The sequence below is a fragment of the Paenibacillus sp. GM1FR genome, assembly GCF_002803315.1.
Classification (GTDB): Bacteria; Bacillota; Bacilli; order Paenibacillales; family Paenibacillaceae; genus Paenibacillus; species Paenibacillus amylolyticus.
Genome location: NZ_MKZL01000011.1, coordinates 838,461 through 864,084 on the forward strand (window position 1 = coordinate 838,461; position 25,624 = coordinate 864,084).

The window sequence follows — 25,624 nt, forward strand, 5'->3', positions numbered from 1 at the left end:
ATTTATTGACACAACTTCAGAGTATACCGACAGTCACACCAGTTCAGGCACATCAGATTCATGATGCCATTGATTTTGCCATGCGTGTACGCAGAGAAGTGTTTCCGATGATGGATCATACGAAATTGCCTGTAGACTTCGAGCAGTTCAGAGAACATTATCTGGACTCCGATGGTTCGATTTTTCTTGTTGCAATGATGGAGGATGCGGGGATCGTCGGTTCTATTGGGATATTACCATATGATGGACGTATCGAAGCTGTGGAAGGTCGATATGCAGATCGATCGGCTGCAGAAATAGTAAAATGTTATGTAGATCCCGCGTATCGTAGGTTTGGCATTGGTTCGATGTTGATGAACGAACTGGAGAACGTGGTAAAGGATATGCACTATACCACGCTGTATTTGCATACACATCGCTTCTTGGCAGGAGCCGTAGATTTCTGGAAACGCCAAGGGTTTACGGTTATTGCTGAGCAGGATGATGATTGGCAAACCGTACATATGGACAAGTTGGCATGTAAGTGACCATTGGAAACAGAACCGAAATTCTGACCACATTTTTGGAAAAAATGATTGATGATACTATAACTCTTGTATACAACAACATAGACATATACAACATACATGATGGGGGCTAGGCAGATGAACGAAACGAAGCGGAAAATTGTTTTTATTGATATTGATGGGACATTGGTAGATGATGACGGAAGCATTCCGTTGTCAGCACAGAAGGCTTGTAAACAGGCTAGAGAGAACGGACATCTGCTCTATTTATGTACAGGCCGATCCAAAGCAGAAATTTATGATTCCATCTGGGATGTCGGATTCGATGGTCTGATTGGTGCAGGTGGGGGTTATGTGGAGTTTGGCAAGGACGTGTTATATCACAAAAGGGTGACAGCGGAAGATGTTCGACATATGGTCGATTTCTTCAATGAAAACGGCATTGACTTCTACCTTGAATCCAACTCGGCATTGTATGCGAGTAGCAATCTTCAACCTCACCTGGAACGCCGTATCTATGGCGATGTGGAGAATGACCCTGTAGCCAGAGAGAAGAAGGAGCTGAAACCGCACCCGTTTATTGCCGGATTGACGTATGGAGAGGCTGACCTTTACAAGGATGACGTGAACAAAGTATGTTTCTTGGAGAGCTCAGCCATCCCGTTTGAGCGGATCAAGCAAGAGTTTGAAGGGAAATTCGAAGTCATTCAGTGCACTGTGCCGATCTTTGGTGAAGGAAGTGGTGAACTGATGATCCCTGGCATTCACAAAGCCATTGCGATCGCCGATCTGCTGAAGCATTTAGGCATGACCCAAGAAGATACATTCGCCATCGGTGATGGCATGAATGATGCCGAGATGTTGGAATTTTGTAACGTCGGAATTGCCATGGGTAATGCGAAGCCAGGTCTGAAAGCCATTGCAGATGATATTACTGGAACAGTAGAGGAAGATGGATTGTATCATAGTTTTGTGAAGTATGGATTGATTGAGGGATAAGATAATCCGATTCACACGAAAAAGATGGTAACACACATATCTGAAGGAATTGTCGTTGAACTTGAAATTAGTGTATTCAGATACTTAAGATAATGAGGAATAATAAGCATCGAATGATCAGATCAGAACAAAACAGGCATCTCCGTATTGGGGATGTCTATTTGTCATGTTCAGGCTTCAGTAAATATCCAGTGTAGAACTACACTAAATGCCCCGACACAGAGTCCAAAAAGGAGTCCAAAAATGATCACGAATTTCTTCCCATTCATAGGAATTGATAACCCTCCTCTTGACTTTATTATTGCATAACTCACAATGAAAGTTTATCATTAATTTTGAAAACAAGGAATTTATTGGTTTATGAGTGGCTGAATTAGTGTAGTAGATGAAATGTAATGTTGAATACATGGAGGATGCTGGATGAGTAAAGTAGCTCTGTTGTTTCCTGGACAAGGTTCTCAGGTGGTTGGTATGGGTAGAGACTTTTGGAATAACTTCGATGTGGCTAAGAAGTTATTTGAAGAAGCCAGTGATGCCCTTTCTTTGGATTTGAGAAAGTTATGTTTTGAAGGTAGCATGGCTGATTTGACAATGACGATGAATGCTCAGCCTGCACTTTTGACTGTTAGTGTCATAGCGTATCAGGTGTATATGCAAGAAATAGGGATGGAACCCGCTTATTTGGCTGGGCATAGTTTGGGAGAATATTCGGCTCTGGTATGCGCAGGTGTTCTCTCATTTCATGACGCCATTAAACTGGTAAGACAGCGAGGTATCATTATGCACAATGCAGACCCATATCAGAAAGGTACCATGGCCGCCATTTCAGGCATTCATTTAGATACACTTCAAAACATGTGCGAAGAAGTTTCAACAAAAGAACGTCCTGCCTGTGTGGCTTGTATGAACGCTGACCAGCAGTTTGTCATTTCAGGACATCGCCAGTCCATACAAGAAATTATAAAGAGAACTGAATCCAAAGGCACCAAACATTCTTTTTTAAATGTATCTGGCCCATATCATTCTCCCATGATGCAAACCGCAGCAGAACAATTCAAAGTTGAATCGGATCAATATCAATATGCCCATGCAAAGTACCCGATTATTTCCAACGTTACAGCAGCACCCTATGAGTCTGATCGATCTGTCGTGGATTATTTAACCATGCAGATGACGATGCCTGTAAGATGGTCAGAGTCTATGCTCTATCTGGTTGCAAATGGGGTTACTGAAGTTATAGAGTTGGGTTCTAAACATGTGTTAGTTAGTCTTATGAGTAAAATAACGAAGCGTATTATACCTTACTCGCTAAGTCAGCCTTCTGATTTACTTATGCTTACAAATACACATGAAAGAAAAAATAAGCTGTTAACAATTCGTAAAAAATGGTTGTCTGAGCTCATGGTAACCGCACTCATCTCCCGGAATTATAACCCTGATTCGATATCATACACCCAAACGGTTGAGCCATTATTCCACCAATTACAACGGGCAAAGGAACAAGTAAACAACAATGAATATGAACTTAGTGAAGAAGAGATAAATGATGCTCTACAGGTATGTCATTCCATTATTATAGCAAAAAAAATTCCATTGGATGGAACCGCGTTGATTGATGCAATCTAGTAATGCTGTATATTCTCTCGCAGGATCTGTAATACAGCGCCAGACTGCCTTGTTACAAGGCGGTCTTTTTTGTCGTTTGATACGTCTGAACTTGTTGAAACTCCAAACGTCAGGTAATAAATATGTCAATAACCCACAAATCAATCTCTATTTTTTACCAAAAAGTAACAATGAATTGATTGATTTTACATATATTTCTATGGTAAAATTTTGCTTGGAATATGTGTAAATAATTAGATAAGCATGTTAGAGATGATTCATTTGGAGGAGAGATATGTATACTAATCAGTTTCAAACATTAGTGGATATTATCCGCGACAGAGGTAAAATAACGGACCGAGGTATTCGTTTTATCGATGCGGACAAACGCGAAACTTTTATATCTTATCATCAATTATTTACTGAGGCAAAAGGGTATCTAGGTTATCTACAAGCCATCGGAATTAAACCTAAACAAGAGATTATTTTTCAGATTCAAGAAAACAAACGGTTTTTAGTCGCATTCTGGGCTTGTATACTCGGTGGAATGATCCCTATCCCTGTAAGTATTGGTGAAGATGAAGAACAAAACTTGAAAGTATGCCGTATTTGGAATTTGCTAAATAACCCTTTCATGATTGCATCTGAGAAGGTGCTGGATAAAATGAAGAGATTTGTTTTGGAACATGACATGCTTGATTTCCATCATCAATTAGAAGTCAGAACGGATCTGATCCAAGACACCATATACTATTATGAATCTATTAATAATATAGTTGAACCTCAGTCTGATGACTTGGCATTTATTCAATTCTCTTCTGGATCAACCGGTGATCCCAAAGGCGTCATGCTCACCCATCGAAACCTGATTTATAATACTTGTGCTGCTATTAATGGCACACAAATTAGTTCAAACGATAGTTTTCTCTCCTGGATGCCCCTTACCCATGATATGGGTTTGATTGGATTTCATCTCGTACCCCTCGTGGCAGGAATTCATCAGCACTTGCTCCCAACGGAATTATTCATTCGTAAACCGATTCTATGGATGAAAAAAGTAAATGAACACAAAGCAACCATACTGTCTTCTCCTAACTTTGGTTATAAATACTTCCTGAATTTCTTTCGCGAAGACAAAGCGGAGGGATGGGATCTGTCATCTGTAAGGGTCATTTATAACGGGGCGGAACCTATATTACCCGAAGTGTGTGATGAATTCCTAAATGTATTGTCAGCATATCACTTAAAGAAAACAGCCATGTTTACCGTATATGGATTAGCAGAGGCCTCTGTTGCCGTCTCCTTTCCCAAGGTAGAAGAAGAATTTACTGCGGTGTACGTTCACCGGGATCATCTGAACTTAGGGGAGTGTGTCATCGAAGTCGAGAAACATGCTGAACATGTGGCATCATTTGTTGCCGTTGGCGAAGCGATTGATTATTGCCATGTTAGAATTTGCGATGAGGAAATGAACAGTGTTCCCGATTTGGTTATTGGAAAAATTCAAATCAAGGGGGATAACGTCACCCAAGGTTATTATAACAATTCACTAGCAACGGAGAAGTTATTAACGCACGACGGATGGGTGAATACAGGAGATCTGGGTTTTATCATGAACGGAAAACTGGTTGTAACAGGGCGGGAAAAAGACATTATCTTTATCAATGGTAAAAATGTATATCCCCATGACATTGAACGTGTCGCCATACAATTAGATGATATTGAACTCGGAAGAGTTGCTGCTTGTGGTGTGTATGATTCGAATAGTCAAAGTGAAGAAATTATTGTGTTTGTCGTGTACAAAAAAAAGATCGAACACTTCTTACCGCTTGTTAAAGAAATCAAAAGACATCTATATAAACATGGGGGATGGAGTGTCAAAGAGGTACTGCCCATCAAAAAATTACCCAAAACAACAAGTGGGAAAATCCAGCGGTATCAGTTAGCCAAGCAGTATGAAGCAGGCAAATTCTCAACAGAATCTGCATTCATCCATGACTGGATCAAGAATGACAATGACAAGGCAAAAGAAGAGGCTGCTGTTTCGGTTCGAGTCATAGAACGTGAATTAACTTCACTATTTTCTGAAGTGCTGGTTGGGAAAAAGGTTGAACTTGAGGATAGCTATTTTGATATGGGTGCAACTTCATTACAGCTGGCCCAAATCGCTGAACGTATAGAACAAAAATACGGAGAAGAGCTTGCTGTTACGGATCTCTTTACCTATCCCTCGATAACTGAATTGGCAGCATATCTGGCTAGAGGTTACAGCGAGACCATGCAAGTCAACAAAACTCAAGAGGATCATACGCCATCCAAAGATATTGCTATTATCGGTATGTCTTTGAATCTCCCTGGTGCATCAAATGCAAGCGATTTTTGGCGTGTTTTGGAAAATGGAACGCATAACATTCGGGACTACCCGGAAAGTCGGATAAAAGACGCAGCGGATTATATACAATCCATGCGAAGTGCAATGAGCGAAGTTCAATGGATCAAGGGTGGTTACTTGGATCAAATTGATCAATTCGACTATTCTTTCTTTGGCATAACCCCTAAAACTGCACAATTTATGGACCCGAATCAAAGGATGTTCTTGCAAACGGCATGGCATACGATTGAAGATGCTGGGTATGCAGGGGAAGGAATCAATGGAAGAAATGTGGGCGTGTACGTGGGATATTCCAAAGTTGGGTATGATTACGAACGGCTCGTGACGGCGAGTTACCCCGCAGAAACCAAAAATTATATCATTGGAAATTTACCATCTGTACTGGCGAGCAGAATTGCATATTTCTTGAATTTAAAAGGCCCGGCCTTAACGATTGATACCGCTTGTTCCTCCTCACTTGTTGCTGTTCACATGGCATGTAAAGGATTGCTCGCCGGAGACTGTGAAATGGCAATCGCAGGCGGCATTCGAACGGCATTATTACCGATAAGTATCGGACTGGATATGGAATCTCCAGATGCATTGACGAGAACGTTTAGCGAAGATGCCAACGGCACGGGATTTGGCGAAGGTGTTGGGTCGGTCATGTTGAAGCCAATGCAGCAAGCGATTAAGGACGGGGATCATATCTATGGTGTGATTAAGGGAAGTGCGATTAATCAGGATGGAAAGACGGTAGGAATCACAGCACCTAACCCGGAGTCACAGACCAATGTGATCGAACAGGCATGGAAAGAAGCCGGCATTTCGCCTGATACGCTTAACTTTATTGAAGCACATGGAACAGGAACAAAATTAGGTGATCCGGTTGAGTTCAATGCTTTGCGTAAAGCTTTTGAGAAATATACGGATCGGAAACAATTTTGTGCAATCGGATCTGCCAAAGCTAACATTGGACATGGTTTTGAAGCGGCGGGGATCGCTGGATTAATTAAATCTATTCTTATGTTTCAACATAGAAAGATTCCACCATTGGTTCACTTTGACAAGCCTAATCCCCTGCTTAAGTTTGAAGCTTCACCTTTTTATGTGAATCAGGAACTAATGGCTTTTGGTGAAAAAGAGGGTCCATTAAGATGCGGGGTTAGTTCTTTTGGTTTCAGTGGTACCAATGCACATGTGGTTCTCGAAGAATATGTTCCTTCCCCAACCGTAGATAAAAGAATGTCCCAAGAGCCTCATCTATTTGTTCTGTCTGCTGCCACGGAACGGGCGCTGGATGAATTGGTTAGAACGTATCATGAATATCTAACCGATCACACGGATGTTTCCATTCAACAAATCTGTTATACAACCTGTACGGGAAGGGCTAATCTGGATTATCGGCTTGCCATCGTAGTCACGAGTACACAAGAATTACATGAAAAATTGAAACGAATTGCAAGCGGAGAGGGTAAACTGCCAAATGTTTATTTTGGTTATGCCAAAAAAGACAAAACGCTTGTTAGCGATCATATCTATGTTCAGGGAAAGGCAGAATCTTTAAATGAACTCGGTCAGTTATATATACTGGGGGCAGTGATTGATTGGGAAAGGTTTTATAATCATGAAGTCATTCGGAAAATTCCATTGCCTCTATATCCATTTGAGCAGAAGCGCTGTTGGATTGAAGTCAAACATACGATACCAGCGGGACATAGGTCAGAGAGGAATGAGGTTCAAATGGAGATGAATACAAACGATATTGAATTAAAGATTAAAACAAGCATCTGTCGTGCATCTGGTTTGAAGTTGGAAGAGCTGGATCATCAAGCTCATTTTCTCCAAATGGGATTGGATTCCATTATTCTTGTGCAAATTCAGAAGGAAATCTCAGAGCTGTTCCGTTTGAATATCCCGATGGAAATGTTTTTTGAAACCCTTACAAATATTAATTCCTTAGTTAAATATGTGTCAGAGAATATAAAGCATCATGATGTATCTGAAAATATAAACAATCAAACAGTTCAGGAGCATACTGAACAACGAAATATGGCATCTGTGAACAATATAAACACGGAAAAATCCTCAGGGAATGTGTCGGAGCAAATTGTAATGTCTGCCATTCAGCTCATGGAATCTCAATTAAAAAGTTTGAATGTGCTGTTAGGCGAGCAAATGAATGCTGTTCAATCGCCTCTTTTGGAAATGAAACATCATGAAACCAAACCAACCAAAGAGATCCAACCCAATTCGGAATCAAAGGAAGCTAAACCTTTTATACCGTATCAATCGTTGAAAATTCATGAAGAGAGCGGATTATCACCGCTTCAGAACCAGTATGTTGAACAATTTATAGCCAAGTATACCGCAAGAACCATAGGCTCCAAATTAAAAACAGGCCAAACACGTTTGGTTCATGCGAATAATCGCAATGTGTCCGGATTTCGCTCGTATTGGAAGGAAATGGTGTATCCCATCATTTCAACGCGTGCAGAGGGGTCTAAGCTATGGGATATGGATGGGAATGAGTATTTGGATCTGACGATGGGATTTGGTGTGAATCTATTTGGTCATAATCCAGCTTTTATTCAAAATGTAATAGCAGACAGCCTCCAGGAACAATTGCCTCCATTGGGCCCTATGTCAGACTTGGCAGGAGATGTCGCAGCTAAAATTTCCGAGCTAACGGGTGTAGAACGTGTCGCATTTTATAATTCAGGAACAGAAGCTGTTATGGTTGCACTTCGTTTAGCGAGGGCAACAACGGGGCGTTCCAAAGTTGTATTATTTTCAGGATCTTACCACGGTACACATGACGGTGTGTTGGGTGTAGCGAATCCTGGGGATGCTTTATCGTCTGCGCTGCCTATGGCTCCTGGTATTGTAAATAGCGCTATGGAAGATTTGATTATTCTTAATTATAACCATCCGCAATCCCTGGATATGATTCAGAACCTGGGTGGTGAATTGGCTGCTGTGCTTGTAGAGCCGGTGCAAAGTCGAAGACCTGATATGCAGCCAACACAATTCTTACGGGAACTTAGAGAAATAACAAATCAAACTGGGACTGCACTTATTTTCGATGAAGTCATCACTGGATTCAGAATTGGTCTGGGTGGAGCACAGGATTGGTTTGGGGTTCAAGCAGATTTGGTTACGTATGGGAAAGTGGTCGGTGGCGGGCTGCCTATTGGCATAGTCGCGGGTAAAGCTGAATTTATGAATCCGGTAGATGGTGGAACCTGGAACTTTGGTGATGATTCTTACCCTTCCGACGCAGATAAGAAAACGTTTGTCGGTGGAACCTTCTGTACTCACCCTCTTACGATGAGAGTGATGTTAACGGTATTACAGTATCTTCAATCTGAAGCAGAAACCTTATATAAGGAATTAAATGAAAAAACAGATTATCTTGTAAAAGAATTAAATGCGTTTTTCAAAACAGCGAATGTACCGATGCAAATGGTGAACTATGGATCTTTATTTAGATTTATATCATTTGGAGATATGGAATTATTCTTCTACCATTTAATTTATAAAGGTATATATATTTGGGAAGGCCGTAACTGTTTTATATCGACTGTGCATTCCATGGGTGACATGGATACGATAATCAGAATCGTGAAAGAGACGATCCATGAACTACGCGAGTGGGGGTTTATCCTTGGTGAATCGCCTGTTTCGGAATATCCGCTCTCTTTAGAGCAAAAACAATTATTGTTAACTTCATTACATGGGGAAGATGCGAATGCTGCATTAAATCAGAGTGTTATTTTAAAAATGACAGGTGGAATAAAACCTTCCACACTGGATCAGGCCGTGAATCAAATCGCACAGCGTCATGAAGCCCTGAGAACAGTCATTCATGCCGATCGTGAAACACAACAAATCAGATCCGTAATGGAATTTCAATGTACATGGTTGGATTTCTCGGCATATGCGGGTGAGGATCAAGAACGGGAAATTTCCAATTGGTTATCTTCCGATGCAAATGAAGCCTTCAATTTACAGTCTGGGGAACCTCTATTTAGAATCACCTTGCTTAAAAAGGCAACTGATCAATACCTTATGGTGCTGACATTTCATCATATTGTTGTAGATGGCTGGTCGATTGCTGTATTCATTCAAGAGTTGGAACATACCTATTCTGCTCTGGTCCGAGGAGTTCCGGTTCAATTACCTGAAGCCACTCCATTCCGTGAGTATTTAAGATGGCAACGACTTGAACATGAAAAAGGCTCATTTACCGAAGGGATTCAGTTCTGGAAAGAACAATTTTCCTTATCCTATCCCAACATTACACTTCCAACGGCACCGTCCGATGATGTGCCCAAGGGATATGACGGTGAAAGATATTCTATTAAGCTGGATCATCAATTAACAGAGTCATTGCGAACGTTAAGCATCAATAATAAGAGCAGTTTGTTTGTAACAATGTTTGCAGCGTTTCATTTATATTTGCATCAACTAACAGGGCAGTCTCACCTTGTTATCGGCGTGCCTACAGCGGGTCAGTCTCATATGCGAAAAAATACGCTGATTGGCAACTGTGTCAACATTGTACCTGTTCATCATGCCTTGTTAACGAAGCAATCCGTTGTAGACCATGTTCTTCAGCTCAAGGAAACGCTGGCTCTAGTCATGAAGCATCAGCATGTTCCATTGACCCTCGTATCCGAACAGCTTGCTCATATGACTGCACCGGATACCCGGATTTTATTCAATATGGACAGAACGATTCATCATCTTCAATTTGAAAATATCAAGACTGAATTCATGTCGTATCCGATCAAACATATTTCTTACGATTTGTTTCTTAATATTACGGATGTTAGCCATGAATTGTACCTTGATTTTGATTACAATACCGATCTTATTGGACCTGAGATGATGAAACTGTGGTCTGAAGGATTTAAAGGTTTGCTGCAACATATGGTGAGTCATCCAGAGGCTGAAATCTCGTCTTTGACGTTGTTCTCATCCAAGCAACAGGATCAATTACAAGAGATGTACAATCGGTATGTTACGGAGCGTCTTCCTCACGTTAATCATGCAGCCATATTCGAGTCTCCAGTCAATGACGTGGAGAAAAAGCTGGCTTTGATCTGGGAGGACGTATTATCCCTCGATCAAGTGGGGAGACATGATCACTTTTTTGATCTCGGAGGTAACTCGCTCAAGGCGACAGTAATGCTATCCAAGGTACATGAGCAGTTTCAACACAAAATTTCAATCGTTCAATTCTTCCAAAACCAACGTCTGAAGCAGCTGGCCAGTCTGATTACAGGCGAGAACGAGGAAACATTCATTCCGATTAAGGCATTGGACGTCAAGGAATTCTATGAGACATCATCTGCACAACAGCGGATCTACTTTTTGGATCAATTTGAGCCGAATAGTGTGTTTCAGAACATGTGCGGCCATATTACGGTTACAGGAAATATCGATGAAGCTAAATTGATTTCGTCATTGGAACAAATCGTGCACCGTCACGAAGCTTTTCGCACCAGTTTCCATCTGATGGATGGAGAGCTTTACCAGGGTATTGCTCCAACGATTGATTTTGAAGTGAAACGATCTCAGGAAAGTTCTGCTTCATTCGAACAACATGTTAAGGCGTTTGCCAAACCATTTGATTGCTCCAAAGCACCATTAATACGTGCCGAATTCATTCGTGTAAACGATGATCATGCAGAGATTCTCATCGAGATGCATCATATTATATCGGACGGATATTCCGTTGGCATTCTTGCGAATGAACTGATCGATGTGTATGACGGAAGAAGCATGTCGGAAATTGAGATTGAATACAAAGACTTTACAGCTTGGCAAAAAGAATTTCTGGCGGGGGAGTCTTATAAGCAGCAAGAAAAATATTGGCTGGATCAATTCAAAGGAGAACTCCCGAACCTTAATCTGCCTACTGATTTTGTTCGGACACCTCATTTGACTTCGGCAGGTTCAAGATTGTCATTTGTGTTGGATCAGCATTTGAAGCAGTCGCTGGAAAAGCTTGCGAAACAAACGGGAACTACGATGTTTATGGTGTTATTGGCAGCGTATAATGTGCTGCTTCATCAATACACAGCACAAGAAGATATGATTGTAGGCACGCCAACATCAGGAAGAAACCATCCGGATGTCGAGAATATGATAGGTGTCTTTATCCAGACGTTAGCGATTCGCTCACAGCCGGTGGGGAATAAGTCGTTTCGATCCTATCTCGAAGAAATTAAAAAACAATCCCTGGATGCATTGGATAACCAGGACTATCTTTTTGACAATCTTGTAGAGAAATTAAACACACATCGGGATACCACTGGGACAGCACTTTTTAATACGATGTATATCTTCTTAAATACCGCGTTGAATCAACGGCAAGAACAGGATTGCAGCTTTAAAGTTAGAGAATTAAATGTCGGTGTATCGTTGTATGATCTGATGTTCATCGTTGAGGATGATAACGAGTGTCTGGAAATGCACTTTAATTACAAGACGGAGCTGTTTGAACGGGATACCATCGACAGAATGAAAACACATCTGTTCAACATCCTCAGAGACATTGTGATCGAACCTGATATTGCCTTGTCCGATATTCAAATGCTGTCTGAACATGAGCAGGACGTTCTTTTATATGACTTTAATGATACCAACATAGAATATTCCCGGGATCAGACCATACAGGAGTTATTCGAAGCACAGGTGGAACGGACACCTGATCAATTAGCCGTCGCTTTTGGAGATGAGCAATGGACGTATCGTCAATTGAATGAACGGGCGAATCAGTTGGCATATACGCTTAGAGCTGAGGGAGTGCAACAGGATCAATTTGTAGGCATTCTGACAGATCGTTCGATTGATATGATCGTTGGCATCTTTGGCATTCTAAAAGCAGGCGGGGCGTATGTACCGATTGATCCGGATTCTCCTGAAGAGCGTATCCGGTACATCCTGCATGATTCGGGGGCAACATTGTTAGTCACGCAAAAGCATTTGAAGCAGTTGGTATCGTTTAATGGAAAAATGATTGATTTGAACGATGAAGAAACCTATGCAGCTAATCTGTCGAATCTGGAACCGGCCGGGAATTCCGAGCAGTTGGCTTATGTGATCTATACTTCAGGCACAACAGGTATGCCAAAAGGTGTAATGATCGAACATCGTCAGGTTCATCACTTGGTCCAAGCGTTGTACAGTCAAGTTATAGATGATCAGCATAGCGGTTTGCATGTCGCTTTACTTGCGCCTTACTATTTCGATGCATCTGTGAAGCAGATTTTTGGCGCACTGCTGTCAGGACATGCCTTGTTTATTGTAGACAAGGACACGGTACTGGATGGACAAGATTTAATGAATTATTATCAGCACCACCAAATTGATTTGACGGACGGTACGCCTGCACACCTGAAATTACTATCGAAGGCAAAAAACGTTCAAGGCATATCGCTAAAATATATGCTCATTGGTGGTGAAGCTCTTTCTCAGCAAAGTGTAAATGAAATCACATCATTATTTGCTCTCAATCAGATCACGCCTCCAACCATAGTTAATGTGTACGGTCCAACAGAATGTTGTGTGGATGTTGCGACATACCGTGTACTTCCAGAACACCTGGATACAGCGAATCAACGAGCTCACCTACCGATTGGTCGAACATTAGGAAATAATCGCCTGTATGTATTGAACAAACATGGCAAAGTTCAGCCTGTAGGCGTCGTAGGGGAATTATGTATCTCTGGCGATGGGGTTGGTAGAGGATACTTGAATTTACCTGAGCTGACAGCAGAAAAATTTGTACGTGATCCGTTTGTCCAGGGAGCGACAATGTACAAAACGGGAGATTTGGTGAGATGGCTTCCCGATGGGCATATCGAGTATCTGGGAAGAATGGATCACCAAATTAAGATTCGCGGATATCGGATCGAAGTAGGAGAAGTCGAAGCAACGCTGTTAGATCTAGAGTGTGTGAAAGAAGTTATCGTCGTTGCACATGAGGATGATCACGGGGACAAATCGTTATGTGCATACTTTACAGCGGATTCCACGCTGACGGTGGGAGAGTTAAAACAAAGCCTCTCTAAAGTGTTGCCGAATTACATGGTTCCAGCCTACTTTATACAATTGGATCACATGCCTCTCACAGCGAACGGGAAAATCGATCGCAAATTGCTTCCGAGTCCAGAAGAGAACATACAAACGGGAAGTGAATATATAGAACCCCAAACTGGGGTGGAAAAACAGTTGCTGCCTATTTGGCAGGATGTGCTTGCCGTGAAAAAAATCAGTGTAAAAGACCATTTTTTTGATGTAGGAGGCAACTCTTTACGTGCGACCAAGCTGGCCGCTAAAATCAATCAAAAGCTGAATATCCACATATCGGTAAGAAACGTCTTTGAATGGCAGACCATTGAACAGATGGCTCAATCTATTGAACAAATGGAACAGGAAGTATCAGTTTCCATTCCTCAAGTGGAGGAAAAAGAATATTATCCTATTTCTTCGGCGCAAATGAGAATGTACATTATGAGCATCAAAGCTGGCAAGGAACTCATGTACAACATGTCAGGTATGTTTATGTTGGAAGGATCGCTTGATCGCACCAGATTGGAAGAAGCATTCCAACAATTGATTCATCGTCATGAATCGCTTCGGACTGGATTCAAAGTCATACACGGAGAACCGAAACAGATCGTATACCCTAAAGTGAACTTTGCAATTGAATTGATCGAGTCAACGGAAGTAGAGATCGAAGATCGAATTGAACAGTTTGTTCGCACATTTGATCTCGGGCAAGCACCTCTTATGAGGGTGGGACTTATTGAACTTCAGCAGGAGGGTCATGTATTGCTGGTAGATCTCCACCATATCATTGCAGACGGACTATCCGTGCATCTTCTGATGACTGAACTTAGCCAGTTCTATAAGGGAGAGGAGCTGTCTCCTCTTCGAATTCAATATAAGGACTATGCTGAATGGCAGCAAATGCAACTTCGTAGTGAGCGGATGAAAAAGCAGGAGAAGTATTGGCTTACTGTGTTTGATGAGAGTATCCCGCTATTGGATCTGCCAACAGACTATGAGAGACCTGAAACGCTAAGCTATGCGGGAGATGTATTGGACATTGTTTTGGAGGAAGACATCCTTCCGGGCTTGAGAAAAATGGAAGCTCTGACAGGAACAACGCTATACATGATTCTATTAGCCTCCTATACGATTCTGTTGTCCAAATACAGCGGACAAGAAGATATCATTGTGGGCACGCCGATTGCAGGCAGGACACATGCTGAGCTGGAGCCGGTCATGGGGATGTTTGTGAACACACTGGCTATTCGCAATTATCCTGCCGCGGATAAAACATTCACGGAGTATCTGCTGGAAGTGAAAGAAAATATGTTGAACGCTTATGAGAATCAGGATTATCCGTTTGAAGAATTGATTGAGAAAGTGAATGTAACCAAAGATGCTCGGCGGAATCCGTTGTTTGACACTATGTTTGTATTGCAGAATACAGATGCTTCAGAGATTCAGATGGATGGGGTAACCTGTAAGCCTTATGCTCCAAATACGAGAGTATCCAAATTCGATTTAACGTTGTATGTTACCGAATTGCAACACAAGTTAGAAGTGGCCTTTGAATACAGTACGATTTTATTTGAGAAAACAACGATTGAAGCGATGTCACAAAATCTGTTGGTCATATTAACAGCCATTGCCAACGACCCTCATATTGAAATCAAGAAGATTCAATTGGTTGAAGAATTAATAGATGGGGCTACGCTGGCTGATCTAATTGAAGTAGATTTCTTCTAAGCTAACCTAAAAATATAAAGTGATCGGGGTGCCGTATGTCTATTTTTAAGAAACAGGAATCGTATTGGGCAAGCCGATTTGAAGATGATGATCATCTTGTTCATTTGCCTTATTGCAAGACAACCTCCAAACACCCAGACGATACGCAGCACCAGAATGATATATATAAGTCTTTGTCAGCCGATGTTTCACATAAAATCAAGTCCATGTCGCGAAATGCTCCTATGGCGATCTATACGATCTTATTAACGGGAGTTCAGTGTCTGTTATATAAATACACGAATGAAACCAAGATGATTATTGGTATACCAACGATGGAAGAAAAGAACACTGATCTATCGCTCTCGAATAAGGTTCTTGTCTTAAAAAATAATATCAATCATGCGATGTCATTCAAATCCTTATTTAATCAAGTGAAGACCAGTTTAACTGAAGCCATTCAGCATCAACGAATCCCTTTCAGAAAAATGGTTGAACGTTTAAATGTTCAGTATGATTCGAACCATGTACCTCTAATTCATACCTTGGTTTCGTTGAATGAAATTCATCCTGCCCTTGATGAAAATAACGTAAAAGCGGCGACGATGTTCCACTTTGATCTCGAGAACGACTTCATTCAGTTAAGATTAGTTTATGATGATGATCGTTATGATCGCGATTATATGGTACAAATTGTAGAGCATCTTGACCAATTGTTTTCCGTAGTTCTAAACCAACCTGATCTGGAGTTAAGTCAAGTAGATATGCTATCAGAGTTTCATCGAAACAAGTTGTTATATGACTTTAACGATACAAGCGTGGGGTATCCACAGAACAAAACGATGCATCAATTATTTGAAGAACAGGTGGAGCGAACACCGGACCATCCGGCAGTCGTATTTGAGAATAGACAGTTAACGTACAGAGAGTTAAATCAAAAATCCAACCTATTGGCCCGATTACTTCAAGCTAAGGGGGTGCAGGCGGGTCAGTTCGTTGGCATTATGGCAGAGCGCTCACTTGAGATGATCATAGGTCTATTCGGTATTTTAAAAGCTGGCGGGGCATATGTCCCAATCGATCCGGAATATCCGGCAGACCGTATTCACTATATCCTTGAGGATTCAAAAGTGGCTTGGTTGCTGCATCAAAGTCATATACAGAAGCCGGAACATTATGCAGGGACATGTGTCATTCTGGATTCTGAAATAAATCACTATGATGATCATTTAAAATTGGACGATGGAGCGATCTCCAGTGATCTGGCATATATGATCTACACGTCTGGAACAACAGGTCATCCCAAAGGCGTAATGATTGAACATGCCAGCATTGTAAATTCCCTGCAATGGAAATCGGATTTTTATCATTTTACCGGAGATGATCGGGTATTAATGCTGAATCCTTTCGTTTTTGATTCATTTATTACTCATTTCTTTGGTCCGATGATATCTGGCTCGACAGTGTATTTGTTAAACCAGCAACAGTGTAAAGATGCTATAGCCATCAATACGATGGTCAAAAAACAGCAAATTACGCACATCCAAAGTCCACCCAGTTTCTTGATGACCCTATTGGAACAAGTAAGCGCGGAAGATTGGGCATCTATGAAAAATGTGGTGGCTGCGGGAGAGAAGATTGTTCCTGCCTTAATACACAAATTGCAGCGCATCAATCCACGCATCGAAGTGTGTAATGAATACGGTCCAACCGAAAATAGTGTTGTATCCACAGTTTTGTCGATCAAGTCGGCAGATCAAAATATCTCAATCGGGAAGCCTATTGCGAACAATAGAGTCTACATTTTAGGAGAACGGAATGAATTGCAGCCAATTGGAGTTCAGGGAGAATTATGTGTAGCCGGAGCAGGGCTATCCAGAGGTTACTTGAACCGTCCAGATCTGACTGCGGAGAAATTCGTGGATGATCCATTTGTTTCGGGAGCAAAAATGTACAAGACAGGTGACTTCGCAAGATGGCTGCCCGATGGGAACATAGAGTATATAGGAAGGGTAGATCATCAAGAGAAAATTCGTGGACACCGGATTGAACTTGGTGAAGTGGAGACGGCTCTTCTAAATAGTACCCAGATAAAAGAGGCCATCGTCATAGCCAGAGAAGATGAAACAGGAACCAAACAATTATGTGCGTACCTGGTAGGAGAGGATGCAATCACGATCGGGGAACTGCGGGAGACGCTGTCCCAGCAACTGCCAAACTACATGATTCCGTCCTATTTTGTACAGCTGGCTCAGATGCCGCTCACGTCCAACGGGAAAATCGATCGCAAAGCTTTGCCTGCTCCCAAAGAACATATGTTGAAGAGCATGGAGTACGAAGCACCCCGAACGATGGTGGAACAACAACTTGTATCGATCTGGGAAGAGGTACTTGGGGTAGAGAACATTGGGATTTTGGATAATTTCTTCGAACTTGGAGGAGATTCGATTAAATCCATTCAAGTTTCTTCGAGGTTATATCAAGCAGGTTACCAGGTGCAGATGGATCATCTGTTTAAAAATCCAACCATAGCAAGCTTGATTCCCTATGTTCAACCCATAAGTACCCTGTCAGAACAGGGAATTATCACTGGAAAAGTGATGCTGACTCCAATCCAACATTGGTTTTTTGAGCATTACAAGGTGGACGCCCATCATTATAATCAGTCCGTGATGTTGTACCGGAAAGAAGGTTTTCATGAAGTCACACTTCGCCGTGTATTCGATAAATTGAGTGAGCATCATGATGCACTTCGTACAGTATATCGCTTTACAGAACAGGGTTATGAAGCGTGGAATGAAGGGTTGGCAAGGGAATCCTTATATACACTTGAAGTGATGGACTTCAAGTCATTAGCAGATCCGTCTCAAGAAATCGAGAAGAAGGCAAATGAAATGCAGAGCACGTTCACTTTGGAACGTGGACCTTTGATGAAGTTGGGCGTATTTCAGTGTGCAGATGGAGATCATCTATTAATCGTTATTCATCACCTCGTCATCGACGGGGTTTCATGGCGAATTTTGATCGAAGACCTATCCAGAGGATATGAACAATTAAGTGATGGAGAATCGATTCAACTACCGCAAAAAACGGCTTCATTCCAATTATGGGCAGAACAGCTTCAGTTGTATGCGAACAGTGATGCGATAACGCAAGAGCTAGCCTATTGGAATGAAATTGAACAAGTAACCTATAAACCGTTACCTACAGATTTCGAAGCGGATCATGCACTGGAAAGAGACAGCGAAGAGATCACTATGGAATGGTCAGCGGCAGAAACGGAACAATTATTAAAACAAGCGAATCGTGCGTATAAAACGGAGATTAGCGATTTGCTGCTCCATGCATTAGGCATGTCTATTCACCAATGGACGGGCATGGATAAAGTGCTGGTCAATCTGGAGGGACATGGAAGAGAACAAATTTTACCGGATCTCGATATTACACGAACGATCGGATGGTTTACGAGCCAGTATCCGGTTGTACTTGATATGGAAGCAAGTTCAAATATGTCTCTTTTCATCAAAACCAACAAAGAAATGATTCGTCAAATCCCTAAAAAAGGGATTGGTTATTGTATTTTACGATATTTAAGTGCACATCAGCAAGAAACGCCCTTTACCTTGAATCCTGAAATTAGCTTTAACTATTTGGGTCAATTTGATCAGGATCTTCAGAATAGCGGGATGCAGATCTCTCCCTACCCAGGCGGAGCAACAGCAAGCGACAATCACAGAAGAAATGTTCTTATCGATATGAATGCCTTAATTGTAGAAGGCAAATTGACGTTGTCACTTCGGTATAGTCGCACCAAATATCAAAAAGAAACGATGGAGCGAGTGGTAACATATTTTAGAGATCATCTGCAAGAAATCGTGATGCACTGTGTGACAAAAGAGAAGCCGGAATGTACACCAAGTGATCTAACGTTAAAAGGAATTACGATTGAAGAATTAGAAGGATTTGTTCAAGAATCGGAACACATTGGTGAAATCGAAGATATATATGCTTTGTCACCGATGCAAAATGGGATGTTCTTTCATCATTTGCTTCATTCAAAATCGGAAGCGTATTTCCTTCAAACCACGCTGGATCTTCATGGTCCGTTAGACGTGGAAGCTTTTACGAAGAGTCTGGATCAGTTGATGCAGCGTAATTCGATTCTCAGAACAAATTTTCATAGCAAATGGAAGAATGGACCTCTGCAAGTGGTATACCGTCATAAACGGAATGGACTAATATACGAAGATTTGCGTGAGATGAATGAAAAAGATCGTGAAGCATACGTGGCAGAATATACAAGAACAGATAAAATAAAAGGTTTCGACCTGTCTCAGGATGTCTTAATGCGTATTTCGATCTTGCAAACGCATGACCAAACCTATCGTTTCATTTGGAATTATCATCATATTTTAATGGATGGCTGGTGCCTGTCTCTTGTAATCCAGGAGTTGTTTGATGGATACTTTGCTATTCAGGAACAACGAAAACTGGAGGCAAAGAGTACGATTCCATACAAACACTATATTGAATGGCTGGACAACCAAGATCATGAAGAATCCCTGAAATACTGGCGTGACTATCTGCAAGGTTATGATGAGCAGACCACTTTGCCAAAAGAACATTCAATTACGAAGAGTGATGAATATCATTCAGAGCATATGATTTGTACACTTAGTCAGGAATTAACCGGACAGCTCGCACAAGTGGCCAGTCAGAATCAGGTGACGCTGAACACGTTCATGCAGACAGCCTGGGGAATGTTGCTACAGATATATAACGGCAGTGAGGATGTTGTATTCGGAAGCGTGGTGTCGGGCAGACCTGCGGCGATTGTTGGAGTTGAGCGAATCATTGGTTTATTCATCAATACCATTCCTGTACGCGTTCAGACTCAAGGTAACGAGACATTTGCAGCGGTTATGAAGCGGAATCAGGAACAAGCTGTGGCTTCGCATCCACATGACACGTATCCGTTATACGAGATTCAGGCGGAAACATCGCAAAAGCAAAATTTGATTGATCATATCCTGATATTCGAAAATTATCCTGTACAGGGCATTATGGAACAGTTTGGGGATCAGGAAGAGACAGCTCTTCGGATTACGAATGTAGAAGCAGATGAACAAACAAATTATGACTTTAACCTGATTATCAAACCAGGCCAATCGATGAAATGCATGTTCTATTACAATGCTAATGTCTATGACCGGGCAAGCGTAGAACGCATTCAAGGTCACTTGATTCAGATGTTGGAGCAAGTGGCCAACAATCCGCTTATCCCTATCCATGACATTGACTTGACTACAACACAGGAGAAAACACAAATTTTGGAACAGTTTAATGATTCTATGGCTGAATATCCAATGGACAAGACAATTCATGGACTGTTTGAGGAACAAGCAGCAAGAACTCCCGAAAACGTTGCGGTTGTATATGATGATCGACATTTAACCTATCAAACGCTGAACGAGAAAGCCAACCAATTGGCAAGAACGTTGAAGGCTAAAGGCATTCAAAATGATCAGTTAATCGGGATCATCGCTGATCGTTCGCTAGACATGGTTGTAGGGATCCTTGCGATTTTGAAAGCGGGTGGCGCATACGTGCCGATTGATCCTGAATATCCGGAGGATCGTATAAACTACATGCTTGAGGATTCGGGTGTACATGTATTATTAATGCAAAGTCATTTGCAAGAACGCATCTCTTTTGCAGGAGAGGTCGTTTGCCTGGATCAACCTGAGTCCTATCATGAAGATCATTCCAATTTGGGAATGACTGCTGCACCAACAGGCCTGGCTTATGTAATTTATACCTCAGGAACAACAGGTAAACCAAAAGGGACATGTATTGAACATAAAAATGTGGTGCGATTGTTGTTCAACAGTAAAAATTTGTTTGATTTTAATGCATCAGATACATGGACATTATTCCATTCCTTTTGTTTTGATTTTTCGGTATGGGAAATGTACGGGGCATTGCTCTATGGCGGAAAACTGGTTATCGTACCTCAAATGACGGCAAAAAGTCCGGAACAATTTCTACAATTGTTAAAAAACGAGCAAGTGACGATATTGAATCAAACGCCAACGTATTTCTATCATCTTCTTCAGGAAGAACTGGCAGGTCATGCAACAGATCTGAAATTAAGAAAAGTGATTTTTGGAGGAGAAGCCCTCAATCCCGTGTTATTGAAGGATTGGAAGCTGAAATATCCATTTATCCAGTTAATTAATATGTATGGGATAACCGAAACAACGGTTCATGTAACGTATAAGGAAATAACCGACATTGAAATACATGCTGGAAAGAGCAATATTGGAAAACCAATCCCAACGTTGCAGACCTATATTTTGGATAAACACCAGCGCATTCAACCGATCGGTGTTCAGGGAGAATTAGTTGTAGCAGGTGAGGGCCTTGCCAGAGGTTATCTGAACCGGCCTGATTTAACCGCAGAGAAATTTGTTGATCATCCCTGGATTACAAAAGGGAAAATGTATCGCACAGGAGATGCCGCAAGATGGCTGTCGGATGGGAATATTGAATATCTGGGACGAATCGATCATCAAGTGAAAATTCGCGGTTACCGAATTGAGCTTGGCGAAGTGGAAACTGCGCTCTTGCAAATAGACTCCATTCAGGAAGCAGTCGTTATTGCCCGTGAGCATAAGGATGGTTCGAAGCAGTTGTGTGCGTATTGGAAAGGCGACAGCTCACTGACAGCGAAGAAAATCAGAATGGCATTATCTCATGAAATTCCGGATTATATGATCCCGTCTTATTTTGTTCAATTAGAGCATATACCGTTAACTTCCAATGGGAAGGTTGACCGTAAGGCATTGCCATCTCCACAAGAACATATGCAAAAAGGGACCGAGTATATGGCGCCGCAGAACGCTGTAGAACAAGCGATCGTCGCTGCCTGGGAAGCTGTGCTTGGTGTTCAAAAGGTTAGCACATCAGATCATTTCTTTGAACTCGGGGGCGATTCGATTAAATGTATTCAAGTTTCCTCACGACTGCTTCAAGCAGGGTATAAAGTGGAAATGAAGCATTTCTTCACCTATCCGACAGTAGCGGAGTTGAGTGAACACGTTACATCCGTGAGCACTATTTCTGAACAAGGGGAAGTTACGGGACAAGTGATGCTGACACCTGTTCAGCGCTGGTTCTTTGATCAAAATATGGTGGACGCACATCATTACAATCAGGAAATGATGTTCTTTCGTGAAAAAGGGTTTGATGTTCGTTTTATTCACAGCATCATGGATAAGATCGTGAAACAGCATGATGCTCTCCGCATCCTTTATCGACAAGCTCCTGAAGGCGGATATGAAGCGTGGAACCGAGGGGCAGACGAAGAAGGATTATACAGCCTTGAAATCGTTGACCTCAAAACAGAAGCAGATCCTGCATCGTTCATTGAAAATAAAGCAAAAGAAATTCAGAGTGGTATGGATCTGTCTCACGGACCTTTGATCAAACTTGGGTTTTTCCAATGTGCTGAAGGGGATCACCTGCTTATTGCCATTCATCATTTGTTGGTAGACGGGGTTTCATGGCGTATTTTATATGAAGATATCCAGACAGGGCAAGACCAGTTCTTAAGAGGTGAAGAAATCCGGCTTCCTCAAAAAACGACCTCGTTTAAACAATGGGCAGAACAATTGTCGACGTTTGCAGACAGCCCGGCGATGAAGCAAGAGAATCCATACTGGAGTCGTGTGGAGCAGGCCCAGCTAAGCCCGCTGCCAAAAGATATGGATTGTGATGAGACGATTGGCAAAGATAGTGAAACGATCACCCTTCATTGGACAGCAGCGGAAACCGAGCAATTATTAAAGCAAACACATCATGCGTACCATACGGAAATTAATGATATATTGCTAACGGCATTAGGAATGGCTGTTGATGATTGGACAGGCATGGGAGAAATCCTCGTAAATCTGGAAGGGCATGGTAGAGAAGACATCCTGCCAGAGCTGGACATTACGCGTACAGTGGGATGGTTTACAAGTATGTACCCCGTTATGATTACGATGGAGTCCGGGGCTGACTTATCAAGGAAGATTAAGACCGTCAAGGAAGGACTGCGCCAGATCCCAACCAAGGGCATTGGTTACGGGATTTCGAGGTATTTGTCACATGGAAATGAAGGATTCAAGTTAGAGAAAAATCCCGAAATTAGTTTCAACTATATGGGACAGGTGAATCAGGATTCGGGCCAAGATGGCATTAAATTCTCGCCTTATTCCAGCGGGCCATCCGTAAGTGAAAACAACAAGAGACCTTTTGTGCTGAATATCAATGGCATTGTTACAGAGGGTCGGTTGTCGTTGTCCATTAACTATAGTTCAAAACAATATCGCCGGGAAACGATGGAGCAATTGGCTTGTCTCTATAAGGAAGGTCTTGATAGAATCGTTGAACATTGTGTAAGGAAGGAACAAACCGAGCTTACACCAAGTGATATTTCATGCAAGTCATTAACCATTGATCAATTGGATCAAATCGTGGAACACACTGGGCACATCGGTCGAATCGAAAATGTGTACCCACTTACACCATTACAGAAGGAAATGTTGTACGAAAGTGAACGGAATCCAATTTCGGGCGCTTACTTTGTACAAATCATGTTTGATATGCGTGGAGATTTGGATGTTACCTCTTTTGCGCAAAGTTTGGATCAATTAATGCAAAGGCATGCGATATTAAGAACTAATTTTTACAGTGATTTCGTGGATATCCCTCTTCAAATTGTGTATCAAGAGAAGAAATTTGAATTTAACTATGAAGTTGTAGCTGGCACAAGTGAGCTGCAACGTAAAACGTATGTTGACGAGTATATCGAGCAAGACAAGGCAAGAGGATTTGACTTACAACGAGATTCGCTAATACGTATGTCTGTTTTACGAACAAAGCATGAGGAATACCGCGTCATATGGAGTTTTCACCATATTTTGATGGATGGCTGGTGTATGTCTCTGGTAAGCAAAGAAATATTTGAGAATTACTTTGCGATTCGGGAGAATAGAAAGCCTCAAGTGACTCTATTAACACCTTATAGTCAATTCATTGAATGGTTGGAACAGCAAGATCATCAAGGTGCAATAACGTATTGGAGTCATTACCTTGATGGTTATGAGGGGCAAACGAAACTGCCCGGAGAAAAAGTCAAACCGAAACATGAAAGACAGGATTCCAGAACGCTAAACTGCTATTTGGATGATGTACTGGTCGAGCAAATGAAACAGATTGCAGAACAGCAGCATGTTACTCTCCATACGTTAGTGCAGACGGCCTGGGGTGTATTGTTGCAGCAATACAATGAAAGCAATGATGTTGTATTCGGAAGTGTGGTATCGGGCAGACCGCCTGTCATCCCTGGGATCGAAAGCATGATTGGGTTATTTATTAATGCGATTCCTGTTCGTATCCAGGCTCAGGCCGATGAGTCATTTATATCTCTAATGAAAATGAATCAGGCACAAGCTGTGGAGTCACATGCATATGATACGTATTCGTTATATGATATTCAAAATCTGACCAAGCAAAAACAATCTCTGATTAACCATGTTGTTGTATATCAGAACTTCCCGGTAGAGAACCGAATGGAGAGTCTGGGCCAGAAAGGTGAAATACCGCTTGAGATTATGAATGTTGGGGGTACAGAACACAATAGTTTTGATTTTACTTTGATTGTCAAACCCCATGAAAATATGAAAATCATATTGATGTACAATGCCAATGTGTATGACTCATCTACCGTTGAACAGATTCAAAAACACTTTATTTCCATGATTCAACAGGTGGTAAGTAACCCGGAAGTTAAAATAAACGAACTTGCGTTGAGTACGTCGAACAGTTATTAGACGTGAATGGCAAACTTCAACGAACCTCAGTAATGTTATTTCATCATATCAGGGTGTCAGAACCTAAAAATCGACCCAATCGACGGAATAACGTCTCTGTGATTCGTTACATCACAGACCTGTGCAAATCTGAGCGAATAGCGTGTACCAGGTTCATTAGAATTAAATAACTTTAATAAGGGATGCCTCAGTCATGCTCATGACTGAGGCATCCCCTTTTTATGCTCCGTTAATGATGATAGCTGGAAAATTACTGTAGATGGAGAAATGAAGTCTCTTACGTGGTCGGATCAACATTGTGATGTCACAAGCGAGGCAGATCAGCTGTTGAAACTGCGGAAGTTCATTCAACAGATCGTTGAAACGAAAGAAGCCTCCGTATACATTTTGATCGACCTTTTAACAATTCCTCCCTTCTGACCGATATATAATAAGTACATCTATGTAATCAGAAAGTGAAAGGAGTGCAGAAC

At 41.7% G+C, this 25,624-nt stretch carries 5 protein-coding genes; all 5 read left to right on the forward strand.

Annotation, left to right across the window (positions count from 1 at the left end):
• Window positions 1–5 precede the first annotated feature (5 nt).
• A complete protein-coding gene (locus PAEAM_RS09575; protein WP_100527655.1) occupies window positions 6–527 on the forward strand; it encodes a GNAT family N-acetyltransferase in 522 nt (173 codons plus the stop codon).
• Window positions 528–644: 117 nt separating this feature from the next.
• The gene (locus PAEAM_RS09580; protein WP_100527337.1) at window positions 645–1,505 is read left to right on the forward strand and encodes a Cof-type HAD-IIB family hydrolase; all 861 of its coding nucleotides are present in this window, start codon (window positions 645–647) and stop codon (window positions 1,503–1,505) included.
• 420 nt (window positions 1,506–1,925) lie between these two features.
• Window positions 1,926–3,131 carry an ACP S-malonyltransferase gene (gene fabD / locus PAEAM_RS09585; protein WP_100527338.1) on the forward strand — a complete coding sequence of 402 codons (1,206 nt, stop codon included), beginning with the start codon at window positions 1,926–1,928 and terminating at the stop codon, window positions 3,129–3,131.
• Between the two features lie 274 nt (window positions 3,132–3,405).
• Window positions 3,406–15,294: a non-ribosomal peptide synthetase gene (locus PAEAM_RS09590; protein ID WP_100527339.1), complete on the forward strand. Its 11,889-nt coding sequence runs from the start codon at window positions 3,406–3,408 to the stop codon at window positions 15,292–15,294.
• Between the two features lie 35 nt (window positions 15,295–15,329).
• Window positions 15,330–25,151: a non-ribosomal peptide synthetase gene (locus PAEAM_RS09595; protein ID WP_100527340.1), complete on the forward strand. Its 9,822-nt coding sequence runs from the start codon at window positions 15,330–15,332 to the stop codon at window positions 25,149–25,151.
• Window positions 25,152–25,624 lie beyond the last annotated feature (473 nt).